At 57.7% G+C, this 19,110-nt stretch carries 9 protein-coding genes; 5 read left to right on the top strand and 4 right to left on the bottom strand.

Translation table 11 applies throughout. The annotated features are described in order from the left end of the window. The first annotated feature begins 390 nt into the window (after positions 1–390). From Q31a_RS17500 to Q31a_RS17520, 5 genes are all read left to right on the top strand, one after another. On the top strand, positions 391–4,047 hold the full coding sequence (locus Q31a_RS17500; protein WP_145080629.1) for a DUF1553 domain-containing protein: 3,657 nt from the start codon (positions 391–393) through the stop codon (positions 4,045–4,047). A 40-nt stretch (positions 4,048–4,087) separates the two neighbouring features. Continuing rightward, entirely contained in the window at positions 4,088–5,377 is a 1,290-nt protein-coding gene (locus Q31a_RS17505) for a DUF1501 domain-containing protein (protein ID WP_197355361.1), read from the top strand. A gap of 84 nt (positions 5,378–5,461) precedes the next feature. After that, positions 5,462–6,277, top strand: coding sequence for a glycerophosphodiester phosphodiesterase (locus Q31a_RS17510; protein ID WP_145080632.1), 816 nt, complete (start codon positions 5,462–5,464; stop codon positions 6,275–6,277). A 275-nt stretch (positions 6,278–6,552) separates the two neighbouring features. Continuing rightward, positions 6,553–11,709 (top strand): PVC-type heme-binding CxxCH protein, encoded by a 5,157-nt coding sequence (locus Q31a_RS17515; protein WP_145080635.1) that lies wholly within the window; start codon positions 6,553–6,555, stop codon positions 11,707–11,709. A 76-nt stretch (positions 11,710–11,785) separates the two neighbouring features. Further along, entirely contained in the window at positions 11,786–12,109 is a 324-nt protein-coding gene (locus Q31a_RS17520) for a Dabb family protein (protein WP_145080638.1), read from the top strand. A 415-nt stretch (positions 12,110–12,524) separates the two neighbouring features. Here the strand turns inward: Q31a_RS17520 and Q31a_RS17525 are convergent, their stop codons facing one another. The 4 genes from Q31a_RS17525 to Q31a_RS17540 all read right to left on the bottom strand — a co-directional run bounded on the left by Q31a_RS17525 (position 12,525) and on the right by Q31a_RS17540 (position 18,971). After that, on the bottom strand, positions 12,525–14,075 hold the full coding sequence (locus Q31a_RS17525; RefSeq protein WP_145080641.1) for a tripartite tricarboxylate transporter permease: 1,551 nt from the start codon (positions 14,073–14,075) through the stop codon (positions 12,525–12,527). 100 nt (positions 14,076–14,175) lie between these two features. Further along, positions 14,176–15,519 (bottom strand): tripartite tricarboxylate transporter substrate-binding protein, encoded by a 1,344-nt coding sequence (locus Q31a_RS17530; protein ID WP_145080644.1) that lies wholly within the window; start codon positions 15,517–15,519, stop codon positions 14,176–14,178. 3 nt (positions 15,520–15,522) lie between these two features. After that, on the bottom strand, positions 15,523–17,121 hold the full coding sequence (locus Q31a_RS17535) for a sialidase family protein (protein WP_231690817.1): 1,599 nt from the start codon (positions 17,119–17,121) through the stop codon (positions 15,523–15,525). Positions 17,122–17,297: 176 nt separating this feature from the next. After that, positions 17,298–18,971 carry a sialidase family protein gene (locus Q31a_RS17540; protein WP_197355362.1) on the bottom strand — a complete coding sequence of 558 codons (1,674 nt, stop codon included), beginning with the start codon at positions 18,969–18,971 and terminating at the stop codon, positions 17,298–17,300. Between the last annotated feature and the right edge of the window lie 139 nt (positions 18,972–19,110).

The raw sequence follows: 19,110 nt of genomic DNA on the forward strand, positions 1-19,110 counted from the left end.
GTTCTTAAAATGCCCTTGCCGTAGGCGTGGGCGAAGCAGAAATCGGGACGGGGAGAGGTAACCTTTCCCCGTTATCTGCCATTGTTTACTGAGAGTGTATATGGATGCGATGACGTAAAGAAAATCTGGAAAACTCGATGCGAGGGCCCCAGTAAGGAAATACTGGGGCGGTCGAACCGGCGGGACGCCGCCTTGAACGCTTTTGAGGGGGTGTCTGACGACGCAAACCTCTCCCAAAATGGATAGCGATGGTGGGGGCTCGAGCTTAGTGAAGGACACGTTTCCACCAATTGGTTCCACAAAATGCACTCAGCACCTCACCAGTTCGAAACTGGCCCTTGCAAGCTCCGCGAATGTAGCGGGCGCAGTGGCCCGAAATGAGATGAAGAAATGAAGCGATATTTTTACAGCCAAGTGCTTGTCCTACTATTGTGCAGTTTGCAGTTTGTCGACGCGGCAGCTCCCAACGAGAATTCCCTGCCTCCCGCAAAGCCCGTGGCCACTTGGCTCTTTGATGGCAAGGATGCGTTTGGCTCCTGGCACGATACCGTTGCTGGCCCACGTCCTCCGCTTCATCCTTTGTTCCATGCGACCAACCTGGCCGCCGACTTCGTCTCCGAAAAACCGCTGATCATTCCCGGAAACGAGGCACCCAGTTTCAAACACGGTGAGGCTCTGACCTTCGACTTCTGGATCTCACCCGGAGATCTGAAGGAAAAACAACCCGTCTTTTTGCTGGCCAAGGGCGATCCCGACCGGGCCGGCCAAGTCGACGACAACCTCAACTTCGCCTTGACGGTGGAGCGTGTCAGTTCCAGTTTGATGCGGGTCGGCGTCTGTTTCGCTGCGGAGCCGGAAAAGGACGACGACATTCCCGTCCGTCACCAGTGGTGGAGCGGCAGCATCAACTTGACCGGCCTCGATTGGCATCACATCGCCATCCCCTACACTTTCGGTGACCCCACCAGCGTGATGCTCTTTGTGAACGGGCGGATGCAATTATTTTCAGGCAAATGGGAGAAATCGACCGAGCGTGGCCCGGTCCAACGCCCCGGTGACCTGCGGATTGGTGGAGTCAGCGGCGAGGCCAAAGCTTTCTACCGCGGGCGCATCGACTCACTCATTCTGCATCGCGGGGTGCTGAAAAACGAGGAGATCGAAGAGCGCTACGCCATCGTGCCTCCCCCAACGCCGGTCACCCGCGAGGATGTGAAAGCTGGCGAGGTGCGGGTTGAACTTTGCACCAGCGGCGTGCCCGGCCGCCGCGAATGGCCGGACACCCTTCCTACCAGCTCCGAGATTCTCACCGAGGAGGCCTTCGGATTCTTTGAACTGCCGAAGAAATATGAAAGCGGTGGAGTCCTGGGCAATCCTCCGGGCAATACCTTTCTTCGTGCTTCCGGCCTGGTTACTTTGCCGAAGGGAAAACACCGTCTTCTGTTGCGGGCGCGCGGCATCTCCAGGCTCATCGTTGACGGCAAGACCGTGCTCGACACGCCGCTAATGCCGTCCAGCCTCAATGGCCATCATCTGACCACCGAACAGGATACCTATCTCAATCTCGGTCCCGATTTCCGTTTTGCCCCTCCTGGCAACCGTGAGGAATGGTGCGAGTTCGAGTCGACAGGAGAGAAACCGCATCTCGTGGTGCTGGAGACGATTTTCGGCACGGTTCGCCCCGGTCTTGGCGAAACAGTCGCCGCCTGGTCACGGGAAGGCGAAGCAACCTGGCAACTGTTGTCTCCAACGGACCGTCACGTTCCCTACACCGACGAAGGCTGGGCCGCCTACGAAAAGGAACGACGGGCTAATCTCGAGCGCATTAACACCGAGCAACGCCTCGCCATGCGGGCCGCACAGGATCCCTACTGGGAGAAACGCCGCGAGGCGGTAGAAACCTGGCTTGCCGCGACGCCGGAGATCGAGGTCCCGGCATTGCCCGAGAACATGCCCGCACACAATGCTATCGATCATTTCATCGGTGCCCGCATCGCCGAAGTTGCGGCCGCCTATGAGAACGGCCACAGCGAAGGTCCACAATATTTCGACGACATTGAGCCACTGCTTGAGTCCCGCTGCTACGACTGCCACCAAGGCGGCAAGAGCCAGGGCGATCTTCGCCTCGACACGCTCGCTGGAGCGCAACAGGGCGGTGAATCGGAGCTTCCCGCCGTGGTCCCAGGTGCCCCAGACAAGAGCGAGTTGATCTATCGCATCAGCACCGATGACGAGGGTGAAATAATGCCTCCCGAGGGCGATCGGATGAAGCCAGAAGAAGTTGCACTGCTGAAAAAGTGGATCGAACAGGGCGCGAACTGGCCGGAGTTCGACGTCACCACACTCGAGCTTCCGCCACTGACCGATGAGCTGACTTTCCTCCGCCGCGTCACTCTCGATACCGTTGGCGTGCCGCCTTCGGAAGCAGAGATCCTCGAGTTCCTCGGCGATACGTCCAAGGACCGGCGTCTCAAGGCCATCGACCGTTTGCTGGCCGACTCACGCTGGGCCGATCATTGGATGGGCTACTGGCTCGATGTCCTCGCGGAAAACCCTGTCATCATTTCTGGCAGTCTCAACAACACCGGCGCGTTCCGCTGGTGGATCTACGACGCGCTGCGTGACGACCTACCCATGGACGCTTTCGTGACCCAGCTCATCCGCATGAGGGGCAGCTCAGACAAAGGAGGACCGGCGGGCTTCGCCGTCGCCGGACAGAATGATGCGCCGATGGCGGAGAAGGGTGCCATCATCGCTTCGGCCTTTCTCGGTGTGGAAATGAAATGCGCCCGCTGTCACGATGCCCCGGCCCACGTCTCCAAACAGGAAGAACTTTTCCAACTGGCGGCTATGCTAACCCGAGAACCAGTCAAGGTACCTGCCACCAGCAGCGTCTCGACCGAGATGCTCAGTGCCGGAGGACGCACGCCGCTGATCCAAGTCACCCTGAAACCCGGCACCGAGGTGCAGCCCGTCTGGCCGTTCGACCAGTTCTGCAGTGAGGAAGCGTCGCAGGAGTTGGCGGAGAACCCTAAGGATTCCCGCGATCAATTGGCGGCACTGGTCACCGCGCCGCAAAACGAACGCTTCGCTCAAGTGATGGCGAACCGCATCTGGCAGAGACTCATGGGCCGTGGACTGGTCGAGAATCCAGCTGATTGGGAGAAATCGGAATCCACCCATCCCGAGTTGCTAAGTTGGTTAGGACGCGAATTTGTCCGTTCCGGCTACAGCCTCAAGGAGGTGTCACGACTGATCCTCGCTTCCCACGCCTACCAGCGCGGTAGTCTGCCCGATTTGCTGCAGACCGAGGCGCTTTACGTCGGGCCGGCGCCGCGTCGGATGACGGCCGAGCAGATTGTCGACTCCCTGTTCGCCTCTACCGGCAAGCCATTTAAGGTGGAAGAACTCACTTTCGACGCCGATGGCATCTCCGGGCAGAGTTCTCTCGGCAAAGCGCGCCGGGCCTGGATGCTGACCTCCACTGCCAACGAGCGAGACCGCCCCAGCCTGTCGCTGCCCCGTGTCCAAGCCGTGACCACCGTGCTCGAGTCGTTTGGCTGGCGGGGATCGCGACAGTCGCCCGTCACTCTGCGGGAGAGCGATCCCAACGTACTGCAACCCGCCGTCCTTTCCAACGGCACCATGAGCGGCTGGACGACGCGTCTCAGCGACGACCACGGGACGACCGAACTCGCCGTGAAAAACCAGTCGCTCGATTCGCTGATCAACTCGCTCTACCTGCGTCTGCTGACCCGCAAACCGACCGACTCGGAACTTGAATTCGCCCGTGAACTTCTCAGCCCTGGGTATGAGGAGCGACGCGTCACTGCCCCCCCGGATCTCTCGGGAGTGAAACGCACCCGCCCGAAATACACCGCCTGGTCGATTCATCTCGACGGCCCCGCCAACGCCCTGGCCCAGGAGTTGGAGACCATGGCCCGCCGCGGAGATCCGCCCACCTGGAAGCTCACTTCCGAATGGCGTGAGCGATTGGAGGACTTCCTCTGGCTCACGCTGAACCAACCGGAATGGCTCTACATCCGGTAAATAACAGCAACCATTCAAACATCGAACCCCACCTCATTCCATGATGAAACGTCGTAACTTTCTCACCCGCAGCGCTGCACTCGCCGCCGCTCCCATAGTCGGTGCCGGATCGCCTCTGCTCGCTGCCCCCACGCCCGTTCATATCCCGAAGGGCAAGGCTGAGCATTGCATTTTCATCTGGCTTGGCGGCGGCATGTGCCAGCTCGACACATTCGATCCGAAACGCCGTGGCAACCCGCGTTCCGCACCCAAGGTCGCCGGCAGCGATTACACCAGCATCGATACCGTGGTGCCCGGAGTAAAATTCACCGAACACCTCTCGCGCACCGCCAAAGTCGCCGATCGCCTCACCGCCATCCGCTCTGTCAATCACAGCGTCATCGACGACCACGCCTTTGCCACCAACATCGTGCACACCGGCCGCATGATCAGCGGCACGATCACCTATCCATCGATCGGCTCGCTGGTCGCACACCAGCGCGGCGCGGCGTCGGAGGACGTGCCCGCCTACATGCTCATCGGTTATCCCAACGTAAGTCGTGGCCCCGGCTATCTCGGCCCCAGCTACTCCAATGTGTATCTCACCGATACCGAGAGCGGGCCCGCTGGATTCACTCAGCCCGAGGGCCTTTCCGCCACGCAAATTGAGCGTCGCCAGCGTTTCGCCGCCATGGCAGGCGGCCCGACCAAGGAAATGGGACTCGCCCGCTACGCGGAGATACAGGAGCAAGCCCGCCGCTGGGCCGGAGCGGATTTCATGCGCAACTTCAAGCTCGACGAAGAACCCGCCGCACTGCGCGAAGAATACGGAGGCGAGTTCGGCCAGCGCTGTCTGCTGGCACGGCGTCTCACTCAGTCGGGTGTGCGTTTTGTAGAAGTCTCGCACAACCTCAATTTCATCAACGGCACCGGCTGGGACACCCATTTCGAGGGCCAGCTCAATCAGCACGTGCTCATCCAGGAACTTGACACCGCCCTTGCCGCATTGATTCGTGATTTGGAAAAGAAAGGCCTGCTCGACAAGACCCTGATCGCCACCGGGACCGAGTTCGGGCGCCCCGCCGAGTTCGACAACCGCGGCGGTCGCGGCCACCAGGGATCCGCCTTCAGCCTCGTCCTCGCCGGTGGAGGCCTCAACCACTGCGGAGCCTACGGAGCCAGCGATGACCATCTCGGCAAAGAAGTCGCCGAGAATCCCGTTTCCGTTCCCGACTTTCACGCCACGATGTTCGCCGCTCTCGGCATCGATCCAACCAAGGAACTATTCGATTCGGGGCGTCCCATCCCCATTACCGACGGCGGTAACCCCATCACCGCACTATTTGGCTAATTACTTTCCTTGGTTGGGTCGCCCCATTTATGCTAAAACTTAGTTTTGGCAAGTTCACTCTAAACCGAACTCACTAGCAATCTCATGAAGCCATTAAAATTCATCTTTCTGCTCAGTCTTGTATCTTTCGGCTGGGTGCCGCAGGCATTGGCAGACGAGAAGACGCCCTTTCATTTTGCGCACCGCGGAGGGGCACATGAATTTGAGGAGAATACTCTCTTCGCCTTCAAGAGCTGTTATGAAAAAGGCATCCGAGGCTATGAGTTGGACGTGCGTATGACCAAGGACGGTGAGCTGGTAGTGTTGCATGATGATTCCCTTGATCGCACTCACCAGAGCAGTGGGCCAGTGGAACACTTGAACGCGAACGAAGCCAGAGTGATTCGATCCAAAAAACAGAATGAGCCGCTGCTCTTTTTGGATACCCTGCTGGACTACCTGAAGGATAAACCCGGGATGTATGTGGAATTCGAAATGAAGACCAGCAACAAAGACCTTTATCCCGATTCACGTATCGAAGATTATGTAGCGAAACTACACCAGGCCGTCACCCACTTCGTTCCGGATGGTTCGACTTATATCTTCACTTCGTTTGATCAACGCCCGCTCAAAGCCATCAAACTACTCGACCCCCAAGCAGACATTATGCTAATCAAGGGAGGACCGCTGACTCCCGAGTTGATGGAGGCGGCCAAGGCGATCGGCTCCAGGCGGATCGCTGCTAAAATGGAGGGCACCACGCGCCTTGCCGTCAAGGAAGCGCAGAAGCAGGGGTTTATCGTGACTGGCTGGCCCGGCCACAACCTCGGTGACTATTTCCTAGGTCTCGGTCTCGGCGTGGACGCCATTTGCAGCGACGTTCCTGTGCTGGTGCAAGAATATGTCGAGCGCAAGAAGTAGGGGCTAGCGGAGCGTCAAAGGAAAATCTTTGGGTTGCCCGACAAAAAGTGTGAGGCACCCAAAGCCGAAACGACCCATCAGGTGTTTTGCACTTTTGGTGTCGGACACCTTTTTCTAGATGCTCGCATAGGAACGATGGGCTGTAGTGGAGGCGTCGCCCCCAAGTAGGAACGTCGGAACGGATGGTCTATACTCTCGCTGTTGCCCTTCGTTTGACCGTCGCACCTAGTCGCTGACTTGTCCGCTGGTTCCCGCCCCAACAAGGAGAGTCCGTCATGCCGGATCACGCTTCACGGCGATCATTTCTCGCAAATCCGGTGATAGTTCGGTGCCTTTGCTTCGTAGCCGCACTCTGTGTTAGTCGCCCTGCCGCTTCTGCGGAAGGACAGGCTCCGGCAAACAGCGTATTTCGCGCCGGAGCGGCTGCCGTCGATGTTACGCCGACACATTTCCCTGTGATCGTCAATGGCAACTTTAACGAAGTAGAAGCAACGCGAGCGCATGACCGATTGATGTCTCGAGCGGTGGTTCTGGATGACGGGCGATTCCGGCTAGCGATCGTAGTAGTCGACAGTTTGATGGTCCCGCGCGAGTTGCTGGACAGCGCCAAAGAGATGGCTCATAAAGCAACTGGGATTCCGACTGAGCGGATGTTGATCTCCGCAACCCACTCGCATTCTGCACCGTCAGCAATGGCATGCTTGGGCAGCCGCGCAGACCCGGACTACCAACAGTTCCTAACCAGACAGATTGCCAAGAGCATTCAACAAGCCGTGGACAATCTAGCCGCGGCCAAGGTGGGTTGGACTGTGGTGCATGACGCTGAACACAACCACTGCCGCCGATGGATCTATCGCCCTGATCGAATCGCAACCGATCCGTTCGGTGTGCACAATGTGCGCGCCCACATGCATCCGGGCCACCAGAGTCCCGACCACATCGCGCCGTCTGGACCGGCGGACCCCGATTTGTCGCTGCTGTCGATACAATCCGCAGAAGGTCGCCCCATCGCTGTCTTGGCCAATTACGCAATGCACTATTACGGCACGTCGCCGGTATCCGCTGATTTCTGCGGACGCTTTGGTGATCGGTTGGCCGATTTAATTGGGATTGAAGCGGGTGCACCAACCTTTGTAGGCATCATGTCGCAAGGGACTAGCGGTGACAGCATGTGGATGGACTACAGCGAGCCTGCGCCGCGGCGTGATTTGGAGAAGTACACGCTTGAGGTCGCAGGCGTCGCACACGAAGCTTACCAGGCGATCGAGTATGGGCGATGGGTTTCGCTCGCGATGGCGGAGACAACCATAAAATTGCGTCGCCGTACTGCGGATCCACAGCGGTTGGAGTGGGCCCAATCGGTATTGGCCGAGATGGGCGATCGCTTGCCTCAATCGAGACAGGAAATCTATGCCCGCGAGCAGATCTACCTGCACGATGAGCCTGAGGTCGAAATCAAGTTGCAGGCAATTCGCATCGGCGAGTTGGGGATCACAGCAATTCCGAATGAAGTCTACGGTATTACGGGACTTAAGCTGAAAGCGCAGAGCCCGCTGCAGCCGACCTTCAACATCGAGTTAGCAAATGGAGCAGAGGGCTACATTCCTCCGCCCGAGCAACATGCGTTGGGAGGTTATACGACCTGGCCTGCACGAACTGCCGGATTGGAAGTCCAGGCCGAACCGAAGATCGTTGCCACGCTGCTCGAGCTGTTGGAGAAAGTTGCCGACAAACCGCGCCGCTCGCCGGTGGCACCTGCGAGCGGATATAATACCGCCGTTCTCGACTCGCGGCCTGTCGCTTACTGGCGAATGAACGAGATGTCCGGTTCGCAAGCCATCGACACAATTGGCAATCATCATGGCGTTTACGAAAATGGCGTGGCGTTTTACTTGCCGGGTTTCGATACTGGCTCGGCAATCTCGCATCGAGCGGCCCATTTTGCTGGCGGCTGCATGCAAGCTGCAGCGAGAGATCTCGGCGAGACCTATTCGGTTGAACTGTGGTTTTGGAATGGGCTGCCACATGATGCGCGCCCCGTTACTGGCTATTTCTTTTCACGGGGCACGCCGGGCTCGAAAGAGGCAGCAGGCGATCATCTCGGCATCGGCGGTACTTCGATGGAATCCGCCAATGCCGGAAAGTTAATCTTTTTCAACGGCAACGCGAAGAATGAGCTTCAAGTTGGAGTGACTGTGATCCAGCCTAAGACGTGGAACCACGTAGTATTGGTTCGAGACGGACCAAGAGTAGCGGCCTATCTGAACGGTAATAAGACGCCCGAGTTCCGCGGCGAGGCGACTATCTCACGGTCGACCAATGCGGATGACCTGTTTGTCGGCGGTCGCAATGACGGCTTTGCATCGTTTGAAGGAAAGCTGTCCAACGTTGCGATCTATGACCGAATTCTTTCTCAGGACGAGATCACCACGCATCTCAAAATGTCGGGTGTTGAAATTCCAGAAACACTGTCCAAGATTTCATCTGAGACCGGTGCCGCTAACGCTGCGAATTTGAATTCACCTCAGCCCGACGATCCACCGTTGTCGCCTGCCGATTCGCTGGCGGCAACCCTCGTGCGGCCGGGCTACGAGATCGAACTGGTCGCAGCTGAGCCGCTGGTCAAAGATCCGGTGGCAATTGCCTGGGGAACAGACGGACGTCTGTGGGTGGCGGAGATGGGCGACTATCCGTTAGGCATGGACGGTCAAGGCAAGCCGGGCGGACGGATTCGGTTTCTGGAGGATACCAGTGGCAATGGTACATACGATCGCTCCACCGTCTTCCTGGACGGGGTTCGTTTTCCCACGGGAGTCATGCCGTGGCGCGACGGCGTGCTGATTACCGCAGCGCCCGAAATCCTGTATGCCGAGGATACCAATGGCGATGGGCGAGCGGACAAGCGTGAAGTTCTCTATTCAGGATTCCAGGAGGGAAACCAACAGCTACGTGTAAACGGTTTGAGTTGGGGACTGGATAACTGGATCTATTGTGCCAGCGGCGCGCACCATGGAGGCTACGGTGCGGATCGCCAACTGCGGGCGGTCAAAACGAACAAGACCCTCACACTGGGCAGTCGCGACTTTCGCTTCCGGCCGGACAGCGGCGAGCTCGATCCACAAAGCGGCCCCTCGCAGTACGGTCGCAATCGCGATGACTGGGGTAATTGGTTTGGCCAGCAAAACAGTCACCCGCTTTGGCATTTCGCGCTTCAAGATCAATACCTGCGACGCAACCCGCACTTCGCGCCGCCCGATCCTCGCAAACAACTGGTCGGGCCGAACAACCCTCCGGTGTATCCGGCTAAAAGCCCGCAGAAGCGGTTTCATAGTTTCGAGCAGTCTGGGCGTTTCACATCGGCCTGTTCGGCAATGGTCTATCGTGACGAATTGCTGTTTCCGCGTGAGACGACCACTCAGCATGCCTTTACCTGCGAACCATTTCACAACTTGGTCCAGCATAACGTGATTGTCGAGGACGGCGTGAGTTTCACTTCCCATCGTGATCCGGCCGAAACCGATACGGACTTTTTTGCGTCGAAAGATCGCTGGTGCCGTCCCGTGATGGCTCGCACGGGTCCGGATGGCGCCTTGTGGATTGTTGATATGTATCGGTACATGATCGAGCATCCCGAGTGGCTGACGCCGGAAGGTCGTAAGGAACTCGAGCCGTTCTATCGTGAGGGGGCCGATCGAGGGCGAATCTATCGCGTGTTCCCCACAGGGCAAAAGGCTCGCCAGATCAAAAACCTCGCAGCGTTGGACACCCCGGAGTTAGTTACAGCTTTGGACAGCCCCAATGGCCCACAACGCGATCTAGCCGGACAGCTTCTCCAATGGCGCGGCGACAAGTCGGCTGCCCCCTTGCTCGAACAAATGGCCCAGCAATCCTCGAACCCGCTCGGTCGTCTTCACGCACTCGGTACTCTCGACGGGCTCGGTATGCTTTCGCCCAGACTTGTCCAGCAGGCGCTCGGCGATGAACATGCTGGTGTGAGACGTCACGCAATTCTCCTAGCGGAACCGCTGGCGGAGCAACAGGACGATCTGCTACTGGCTGCCTTAAAACTCGTCGATGACCCTGATGCCAAGGTGCGACTTCAATTGGCGTGTACACTGGGTCAGTGGCCAGGGCGAGACTCCGCCGGTGCATTGGCCGAACTGTCAAGCACTGTCGCCGCTGATCCCTACCTTGCAGCAGCCGTTACCAGTTCCATCAATCAGCACAACCTGGGCGATGTATTGACGATCGCATTGGCCGAGCGTGAAGACCCGGAGTCAGGCCAACTGGTTGGACAGTTGCTGGCTTTGTCCGTGGCCTTCGACAATCGCTCGGCCACGCTGGATGGATTGGAGGCCATACTTCGCATCGATCAAGACGCCGACGTGGCGTGGCAATTCGAAACCGTAGCTGGACTGCTCGATGCAATGGAGCGGCATGGCACTTCGTTAGCAGCACTGGTTCGTGAGGAAGACGATCGCGGCCAGGAAGTACTTCGTCAAGTTGCGGCGTTCACCGACCTCGCCCGTACGACGAGTTTGAATGCGGAGGCGAGCAGCTCTCTCCGCGCGGCTGCGGTCCGACTGCTGGCTCGTCATCCGGACCAACGGGCCGAAGATCTTCGCCAATTGCAACGGCTGCTGACGCCGCAGACTCCTCCCGCAATACAGCTCGCGATCGTTCGCCATCTGGGTAGCCAATCGGATCCAGCCATTGGCGAAATCTTGTTAGCCGGCTGGCGCAGCCACGCGCCAGCGTTGCGGTCGGAAACTCTGAGCGTTCTTGCCAGTCGATCTGCTTGGCTGACGGCCTTACTGGACTCCATCGAGAACGGTCAAGTAGCACGCGCAGACATCGATGCTACCACGCGTCAATCGCTTTTGGCCCACCGAGACAAGGCGATTCGAGCACGTATCACTACGCTTCTTGCTGACGCCAGCAGCACGGATCGCCGCAAGGTATTGCTCGAACATCAAGCAGTTCTCAAGCTGGCTGGCTCACCCCTGCGGGGGCAGCCTGTGTTCAATAAACATTGCGCCAACTGCCACAAGCTGGATGGCGTTGGCCATGACATTGGTCCTAACCTGCGATCACTGACCGATTCGAAACCAAGCAGCCTACTTTCATCGATCCTTGATCCCAGCGCGGCCGTCGATGGAAAATTTGTGACCTATATCGTGCTGGCCGACGATGGTCGCACATTCACTGGCATGATCGCTTCGGAAACCGCTAACAGCATCACGCTGGTGGAAAAGGAGAACAAACAACATGTGATTCTCCGCACCCAAATAGAGGACATCCGCAGCACCGGCAAGTCGCTGATGCCCGACGGTCTCGAAAACGACATCACGCATCAGGACTTCGCCGACCTGATTGCTTATATCCGAGCGCAAGACTCTAAACAGCAGCCGCCCCTAAACGGAAGCAAGTAACCATGAATTCGATCACGGCACCAGCAGCCTGGCAGATACAAGACATTTTGCTGAGATTACTCGTTGAGGTGGCGCGATGACCGCGAAAACGTTCGCTATTGAACACACGGTAACATTCCGGCTGCTTCACTCGCAGGGCTCGCCGGAAGAAGCGGACTTTCTGAACGCGGCGTCGGAACTCACCGCCATTCCCGGCGTGCAGCACTTTCAAATCCGTCGGCAGTCGAGTTCAAAGAATCCACACACCTTCGGCATTTCGATGCAATTCGAGACGCACCGCGAATACCTTGCCTACTGCGAGCACCCTGCTCACGTGGATTTCGTCCAGCAGCGATGGCTGACTGAGGTAGCCGAGTTTCAGGAAGCCGATTTCGAGCCGCTAACAACCCTCAAGCAGTAGAGAGAAGTCTCCAGAAATCCAACATTTCGAATGATTACAACTTTCGTTCTCTTGAGCGGCGGTTTTTCTTTGCCGCAGTTCCTGTGTTTGAATGGTGGATTGATGGTCAGTCGTAGCCAGGAAGCTGACACGGCGAAAGAAAGCCGACGCTCGGCGGGGTGATCCAACCACCAAGGCTGTGAACGATGTCTAGCGTCTCCCCTTGGAAGACATGCTCTGGGGCGTCCCTAATTCGCCTAAATGGGCTTGCACGCCGTGCAGCCACCAGAGCAGGCCGCCACTGGGGCAGCATTGGGAACGTGAAAACGAACATGCTCAAACCGTCGTCATGGCAGGAACGCTCTTGCCAGCCCCTCAGTGCTCGCGGCACCGAACACAATCAATGTCCCGAGGATCAGAACCGAGCGGATGGTGTTCATCTGGCTGAGGGGCGGCCAGCTTCCGAGTTGCGTTGACGCTCTCGCTGGGAGGATTGCCAGATCGCAACCACAAGTCCAACCAAAACAAGAGCTAGCGCAATTGAAAGCGGTCGACTGACGAGTCCCATTGGGCTGCCTTCGGACGCGGTAAGCGATTGTACGAATCGCTCTTCAAGGGGACCTCCCAGAATAATCCCGAGAACAACGGGACCGAGCGGGAAACCTCGACGGGTCAGGAGCAAGCCGATCAATCCCATCACTAGCATCGTGATGACATCGAAAGAACTTCCGTTGAGCGCAAACGAGCCCGTGATGCAAAAGACAATGATCAGCGGGAAGAGAATCGCTTTGGGGATGCTTAAGATCTTGCCGCTTAACCGAATCGCGAGAAAGCCGACGGGAATCAGTACCAGATTAGCCATCAAGAAGATCAGGTAGATGGAGAAGACTAGAGAGCTTTGCTCGTTAAAGATTTGAGGACCGGGGGTCACGTTTTTCATCATCAGCACCCCGATCACGATGGCTGTAATGGAGTCCCCTGGAATGCCGAACACGAGCGCTGGGATCCAGCTCCCCGCCAACGCGGCATTGTTTGCCGTGGTCGCGTCACCGATGCTGTGGAGGGTCTCCGTCTCCATGGAATCTTCGCTGGACGCTGCTCTTCTCGAAGCGGCGAATGACACCCACGAGGCGATATCGGCGCCAGCGCCGGGCAGCATGCCGACGAGAATGCCGAGGAAGCTGGACCGCGCAGTGCCGGCCTTATGGTGGCGGAACCGATCGCCGAACTCATGAAATGCGGACGCGATCGTCGCAGCCCATCGCCGCTGCGGCGGCAACGACTGATCGGATGAAGACAGACTGCGCGCGTCGCCTTGGGATAAGATGAGCAACACTTCCGAAAGACCAAACAAACCGATCATTGCGGGAATGAAAGAGATGCCCTGATAGAGTGAGGGAATGCCGAAAGTGAAACGGGGCTCCATGTGCGCCGCACTGAGACCGATGGTCGACAAAAACAGCCCTAACAGCAGGCTCAACAGAGCTTTGCTTTTCGGGCCGTGGGCGACCAGAATGGCACAGGTCAGACCGATCAGGTAAAGCCAAAAATACTCGGTGACGGAGAACCAACTGGCAACCCGCGCGAGCTGTTGGCCCACCAGCATCATAACGACAGCCCCCACGATACCTCCGAATGCGCTACAGAGGAGGGCCAGCCCGAGGACGCGCTCGCTTTCTCCCCGCTTGGAAAACGCATACGCGTCGTCCGCATAGGCCGCCGATGCCGGCGTACCCGGGATGCGGAGAAGAACCGTGGGCAGGTCGCCGGAAAAAATTGCGCACGCCACCATGGTGACAATGGCTGCCAACGCCGCGACCGGATCCATCCAATAGGCGATAGGAACAAACAGGGCCACCGCCATCGTTGCGGTGAGGCCCGGAATCGCGCCGACGAAGATGCCGTAGACCGCCGACGCGATGACGATCAGCCAGACATCCCAGCGTCCGAAAACTTCGGTCAAGGCTTGGAAAAACTCTTCGTTCATTTCCTGATCATTCCCAGGCGGAGCGCCCCGATTAAAAAGTTGCAAGGCGTCAATTCACTCCCCAACGCTCGATCGTTCATGGCTTCTATCCCGCCCGGCGTCACCAGCCGAGCCATCCCCAGGGCAGAGGAACACCGAGGAACCGGGAGAAAATCTGGAATAGCAACAGCGGGGCTGCCAGCGTCACTACGGCGGCTGTCCGCCAGGACGCCTGAAACGCGAGCATCAAACCGCCCAGCAGCATGCCTGTGGCGATTACGTAACCCACCACCGGACTGAGCCCCACAAAGGCCAGCACTCCGGCCACCACCCCAATGATCGGACCATTCCTCACGGTCCCACCTGAATCCGCTTCCCCAAGACTTTGGAATCCTAACGTGATAACCAATAGCGCCAGTCCGCCTAACAAGCTTGGGAAAAACCATGCTCCGACAACCGCCTTACCTGCTTCGGCAAATACGGGCGTGCTGAGCGTCTTACCGAATCGACGATCTGTCGTGTCCAGGAATGCGGTGAAGGCATGGGGCTCTGCGAGGCTCATATGAAAACCGGACTGTTGCATGAAGCGCGCGAACTCATCGCTGCGCGATACTGTTCTAACAGCGGCCTGCATCGTTTTCAGGCGATCAGGGGGCACCCCATGGGGATACAACAAGCCGCGCCAGCTTCCCAAACTCCAGTCGATTCCCTGTTCCGCGAATGTTAATATCTCCGGCGACGCTGGCAAACGCTGCGGTGACATCACCCCGAGGCAGCGAATTTCCCCGGCTTCCAGCAGCGCCTTCGCTTCAGGAACCGAGCAGGATACCAAGTCGATCCCTCCCGCCATCAGTTCCTGAAGTGACGGTGCCGCGCCATTGATCGAGATCCAGGTGACCTTATCAGTCGGCAACTCCTGCCGCGCCAACCAGCCAATCATGGCGACATGCCAAATGCCTCCCGCCGCTGTACCCGACGCCTTGAGTGGACGCTGCGTCGCCGCGATCGACTGCTCTAGATCGGCCGGGGAAGTCCAAGTCGAATCGGACCGTACGAAAATTGCGGCGCTGTCCTGGTTCAGTAATCCAAGGGGCTCGAAATCGGTCGGCCCAACCGCACTGAGCCCGCGGTGATGGAGCATATTCAGTTCGACGGTGCCGATGGTGAGGGTGTAGCCATCCGGACGCGCCAGCGCCCCACGCGTATGGCCGGTCACGCCGCCCCCGCCGGTCGCATTGACCACATTGACTGGTACACCGAGTTCCGCTTCCAACAAAACGGCCACCTGTCGCGCCAACCGGTCGGTTCCGCCACCTGCGGACCAGGGACAGATCAAGGTGACCGGCCGCGCAGGAAACTGCGAGCCGGTATTGCATCCCGTCACCCAACAGACCAACGTCGCGATCCAGAAAACCCTGAAGCCAGAGGCGATCAGGCATCTATCGAATCCTGCACTCGTGGTCATTGCTCAATTTCTAAAAAACACGGGAACTGCCCATTTGCCGAACTCGATCGTATCGGCCTTTTCACAGTGCTTTTGATAAACGGTGCAGTAATTTGCCGAACGCTTGAGATCGAAAAGTCGCACCTCTGGAAGCGCCACTTTTTCAAACCCCTGCTCAAGCAAGACGTGGCTTTGGCTATCTCCGTTGCGATCAGGCTCGGGGCTGAGAAAATAGACCATCCCGCTCTGTGTGCAACGCGCCGCCTTTTTCCCTTCGATTGGGACGCAAAGAAATACCGCGCCGTCGAAGGCCTTGGGACGCTCCGCGAGAGCGTAGCCTCGGTCCGTAAATAGTGTCGCGCCCACGTCGAACGGCTCGACAGCCATTTCGTCAATTGACAGCGCGCCCTTCTGTTGAGCCTTCAGTTCCTTGCCGTCCTCGTGTTTCTTAACCGGAGATGGTGGCTCCATCTTGCGTTCCACCCCGCCAGACGCTTCCCTGACCAATTGCCGCAATTTCACCGAGTCCGTGACGGCTCTCCCCGCAGCGACATCTTCTTCCCGGAAACTGGCAAAGAGAATGTGCCGGTCGCCCGTGCGACTGTAGTCGTAGATGATGTGAATGACGCCGTCGGTGTCCTGTTGACCGTCCGGGTAGGAGACGCCCGCGCGATCATCGAGCATCAGTCCGCCCGTCCAATTCTTACCATCATCTTTGGAAATAAACGCCATCAAATGCGAACGCCCGGTTCTCTCGTCGATAGGACCGTGCTTGACCAGCAGGAGATTTCCCGACGCGAGCCGTCGAACGAAAAAGCGGGCGCTGGGATGCGCGATCGCCGAGGGGGTCAGTTCGGGCCAGGTTTTTCCCCGATCGTTAGAGACGCTTTCGCCGATTCCGTATTTCGTCCGGACTAACAGCCAGATCGATTCGTCACGCCGCTCGATAAACATGTGTTCATCGAAAGCGCGCATCTCTTCGGGGACATTGCAACCGCCGCGTCGCGACCAGCTTTTCCCCTGATCGGACGAGACAATCATGCGAGCGCTTTCGTCGGTCGTACGCCAGGTCGAAGCCGGTAACGCCCATTCGCCGGTCGATAGGACCAGCGGTTTGCACATCATGACTCCGTCGGTGACCCGCTCCGGTTTTCCGTAGAGCGGCTGCTCCGCCTCGGGATCTTCGATTTCCAAAAACCAAACACCGGCGATGTTTCCCATGTGGCCGATCGCCTGCGCCCAGACGAGCCGCAATTTCCCATCCGGCGCAATCCATAATTCCGGATCGTAGGCGCGAACCGGTCCCCCCGCGTCCGGATCGACGACAAGCACTTCCTTCCAGGTGGTCCCGCCATCGCCGCTGGTGGAGAGGACGACGTAGTTATTCAGGTCTTCGCCCGGTGTCTTGCCGGCATACCAGGTCGCCCAAAGTCGACCGCCTTTCGAAACGGCGAGGCTGGGAATGCCCGCGAAGGCCCGATTCGTCACCGCCTGCAAAGCCTTGGGGGGACCGATGTATTGCGGCGGTTCCAAAAAAAGAGAATCCTGCGCCCTGAGGTTCCCCATCGCAACGACAACGATAGAAAGGGCGAGGAGAATAATTCGATTTGTAAACAATTTCATGAAACCAGGTGTTTCTCTAGAGGATAGGATCGCTTCCAACTTTGCTAAACAAGCAACCCAAAGCGTAAGCGAAGAATGGCTCTCGGTCACTCGCGAACTCATCGCGTTATGCTTTTTCGGTAGGCGTTAGTGAGACGACTATAGCAACGAGCCGTTCAAGGATGGTCAAGGTCACTTCAATTCTCGGAATGGCGAGTCTGTGGCGGATACTCAACGACCTCGGTCTCCTTTCCGCTCACCAGAAGAACGACCTTGCGGAAGGAAAACCGCTCTCCTTTGTCGACGTTTTTCCGGTAAACAAGTACGCGATTAATCAGGCCGGGGAACAGTTGGAACTCAGGCAGGTCCACTTTTTCGAAGCCTGCTGCAACCAACTCCCTCTCACGATTTGCCGCTCCCCGACGTTCGCCTGGAGTGAGCGCAAAGAGTTCCCCGCTCGTGGTGCAGATGGCGTTCACAGGCTCTATGGTACTGCGCAAAAAGGACAGCCCCTGCAAAGACTCGGGAACTTCTGTGATGGTGTAGTCGCGGTCAGTAAACAGCTTAACACCGGACTTCATCACAGCGGTTTGTTCTGGCGGAAGAGGAATTGGTTCCCGCGTTTTGCCTTCTTGAGATTCGAACTCCCCCGCCGTTTCCAGCTTCCCAAACATGATGCGTTCCTTACGGCTCGATGACGAATCTCCTTGAGTCAAGCACAGCCAGACGATGCCTTCATACTCGCGAAACGTTGGATACTGAAACGACTTCGCCGTCTCGAAGCGATACTTTCGCTCCCAAGTTTTGCCATCGCGCGAGATATCGACATTGAAAACGCTTCGATGGACGCCATGAATACGCGTACTTTCCTGCCAGCCAAGGTAGTAGATGTCGCCAAATTTGTCGAAGGTCGGCTTCGAGTTGTCGCCATTGGGGACAGAGGGCAATTCCTTCCCCACCGTCCATTTCCGCCCGTCCTTGCTCGTGGTGAAATGATAGTTGCCGCCATCGTTGCGGCAGATCGCCATCCAGCTGCCGTCGGCTAGGCGGTTCACCGCCGACTCGCTGAGATTCTCGGATTGCGGTTCGTTATAATGACCGATGATTTCGAAGGTGGCGAGATCGTCGTGGACGAGGGCGATCGCATTCTGCTTGCCGGGAAAGTTGTTGATTGCAACGTAGGTCTTACCGTCGAACTGCTTAAAGGAATCAAAGAGGAACAACCCCGCGTCCGTCGGCGGCTTGCTAAATCCCTGTGCTGCAGCGTCGGCGTAAAAGTGCCGAGGCTCCATGTCGAAGGTGCCCGAGGCCGTCTTGAGTTTCGCTTGATGAATCGATGGGGCGAACGTCCGTGTCTGAAGGTTGAAGTCGCGGAACCAGGTCTGCGACTGACGTTTCCCAGGATCTTCACTGGCGAAAAAGCAACGCAGAGAATTCTCGTCCTTCCGTAGAACGCGTGGTACAAAGCATGCACCCACCGGCAATGTCACGTTTTCAAACACCTGCTCACTCTTGGCGAAGTTGAAGATCTCCTCCACCTCAAGCGTTTCAAGATCGACGATCGACATCGTGGCATAAATCTCCGGCCAGCCCGCGCTCTCGCCGGGTTTCACATCATTTACCTCGGCCACGATGTAGGCGTGGCCATCGGTGATCACCATCTCGGCATCGTGCGCCCCCTTGACTTGTGGCGCGGTGACCGTGACCAGACGCCCCAGGACTTGGTCACCAGCAATGGCCGGATTCCAGCCCAATGGAATCAGGGGTTGAGCGGCAAGGCACACTACCTCTGGCATACCCAGGATCGCCGCGAACATGAAGAACAGACGCAGAAGGCGTTGCTGCTGTTGTTTGGAATCAGAGAATGGCATCGATCTCATCTAGCTTGGTTTCCTTAAAGCTCTGCAGCATTTGCCTCCCGCACGTACCTGTGAAGCAGCGGAGGGAATATGGCATTTATAACACGAATATTTCACAGCATTTGAGATCACCGTTATCCATACTAGGCTG

The organism is Aureliella helgolandensis, assembly GCF_007752135.1.
GTDB lineage: Bacteria > Planctomycetota > Planctomycetia > Pirellulales > Pirellulaceae > Aureliella > Aureliella helgolandensis.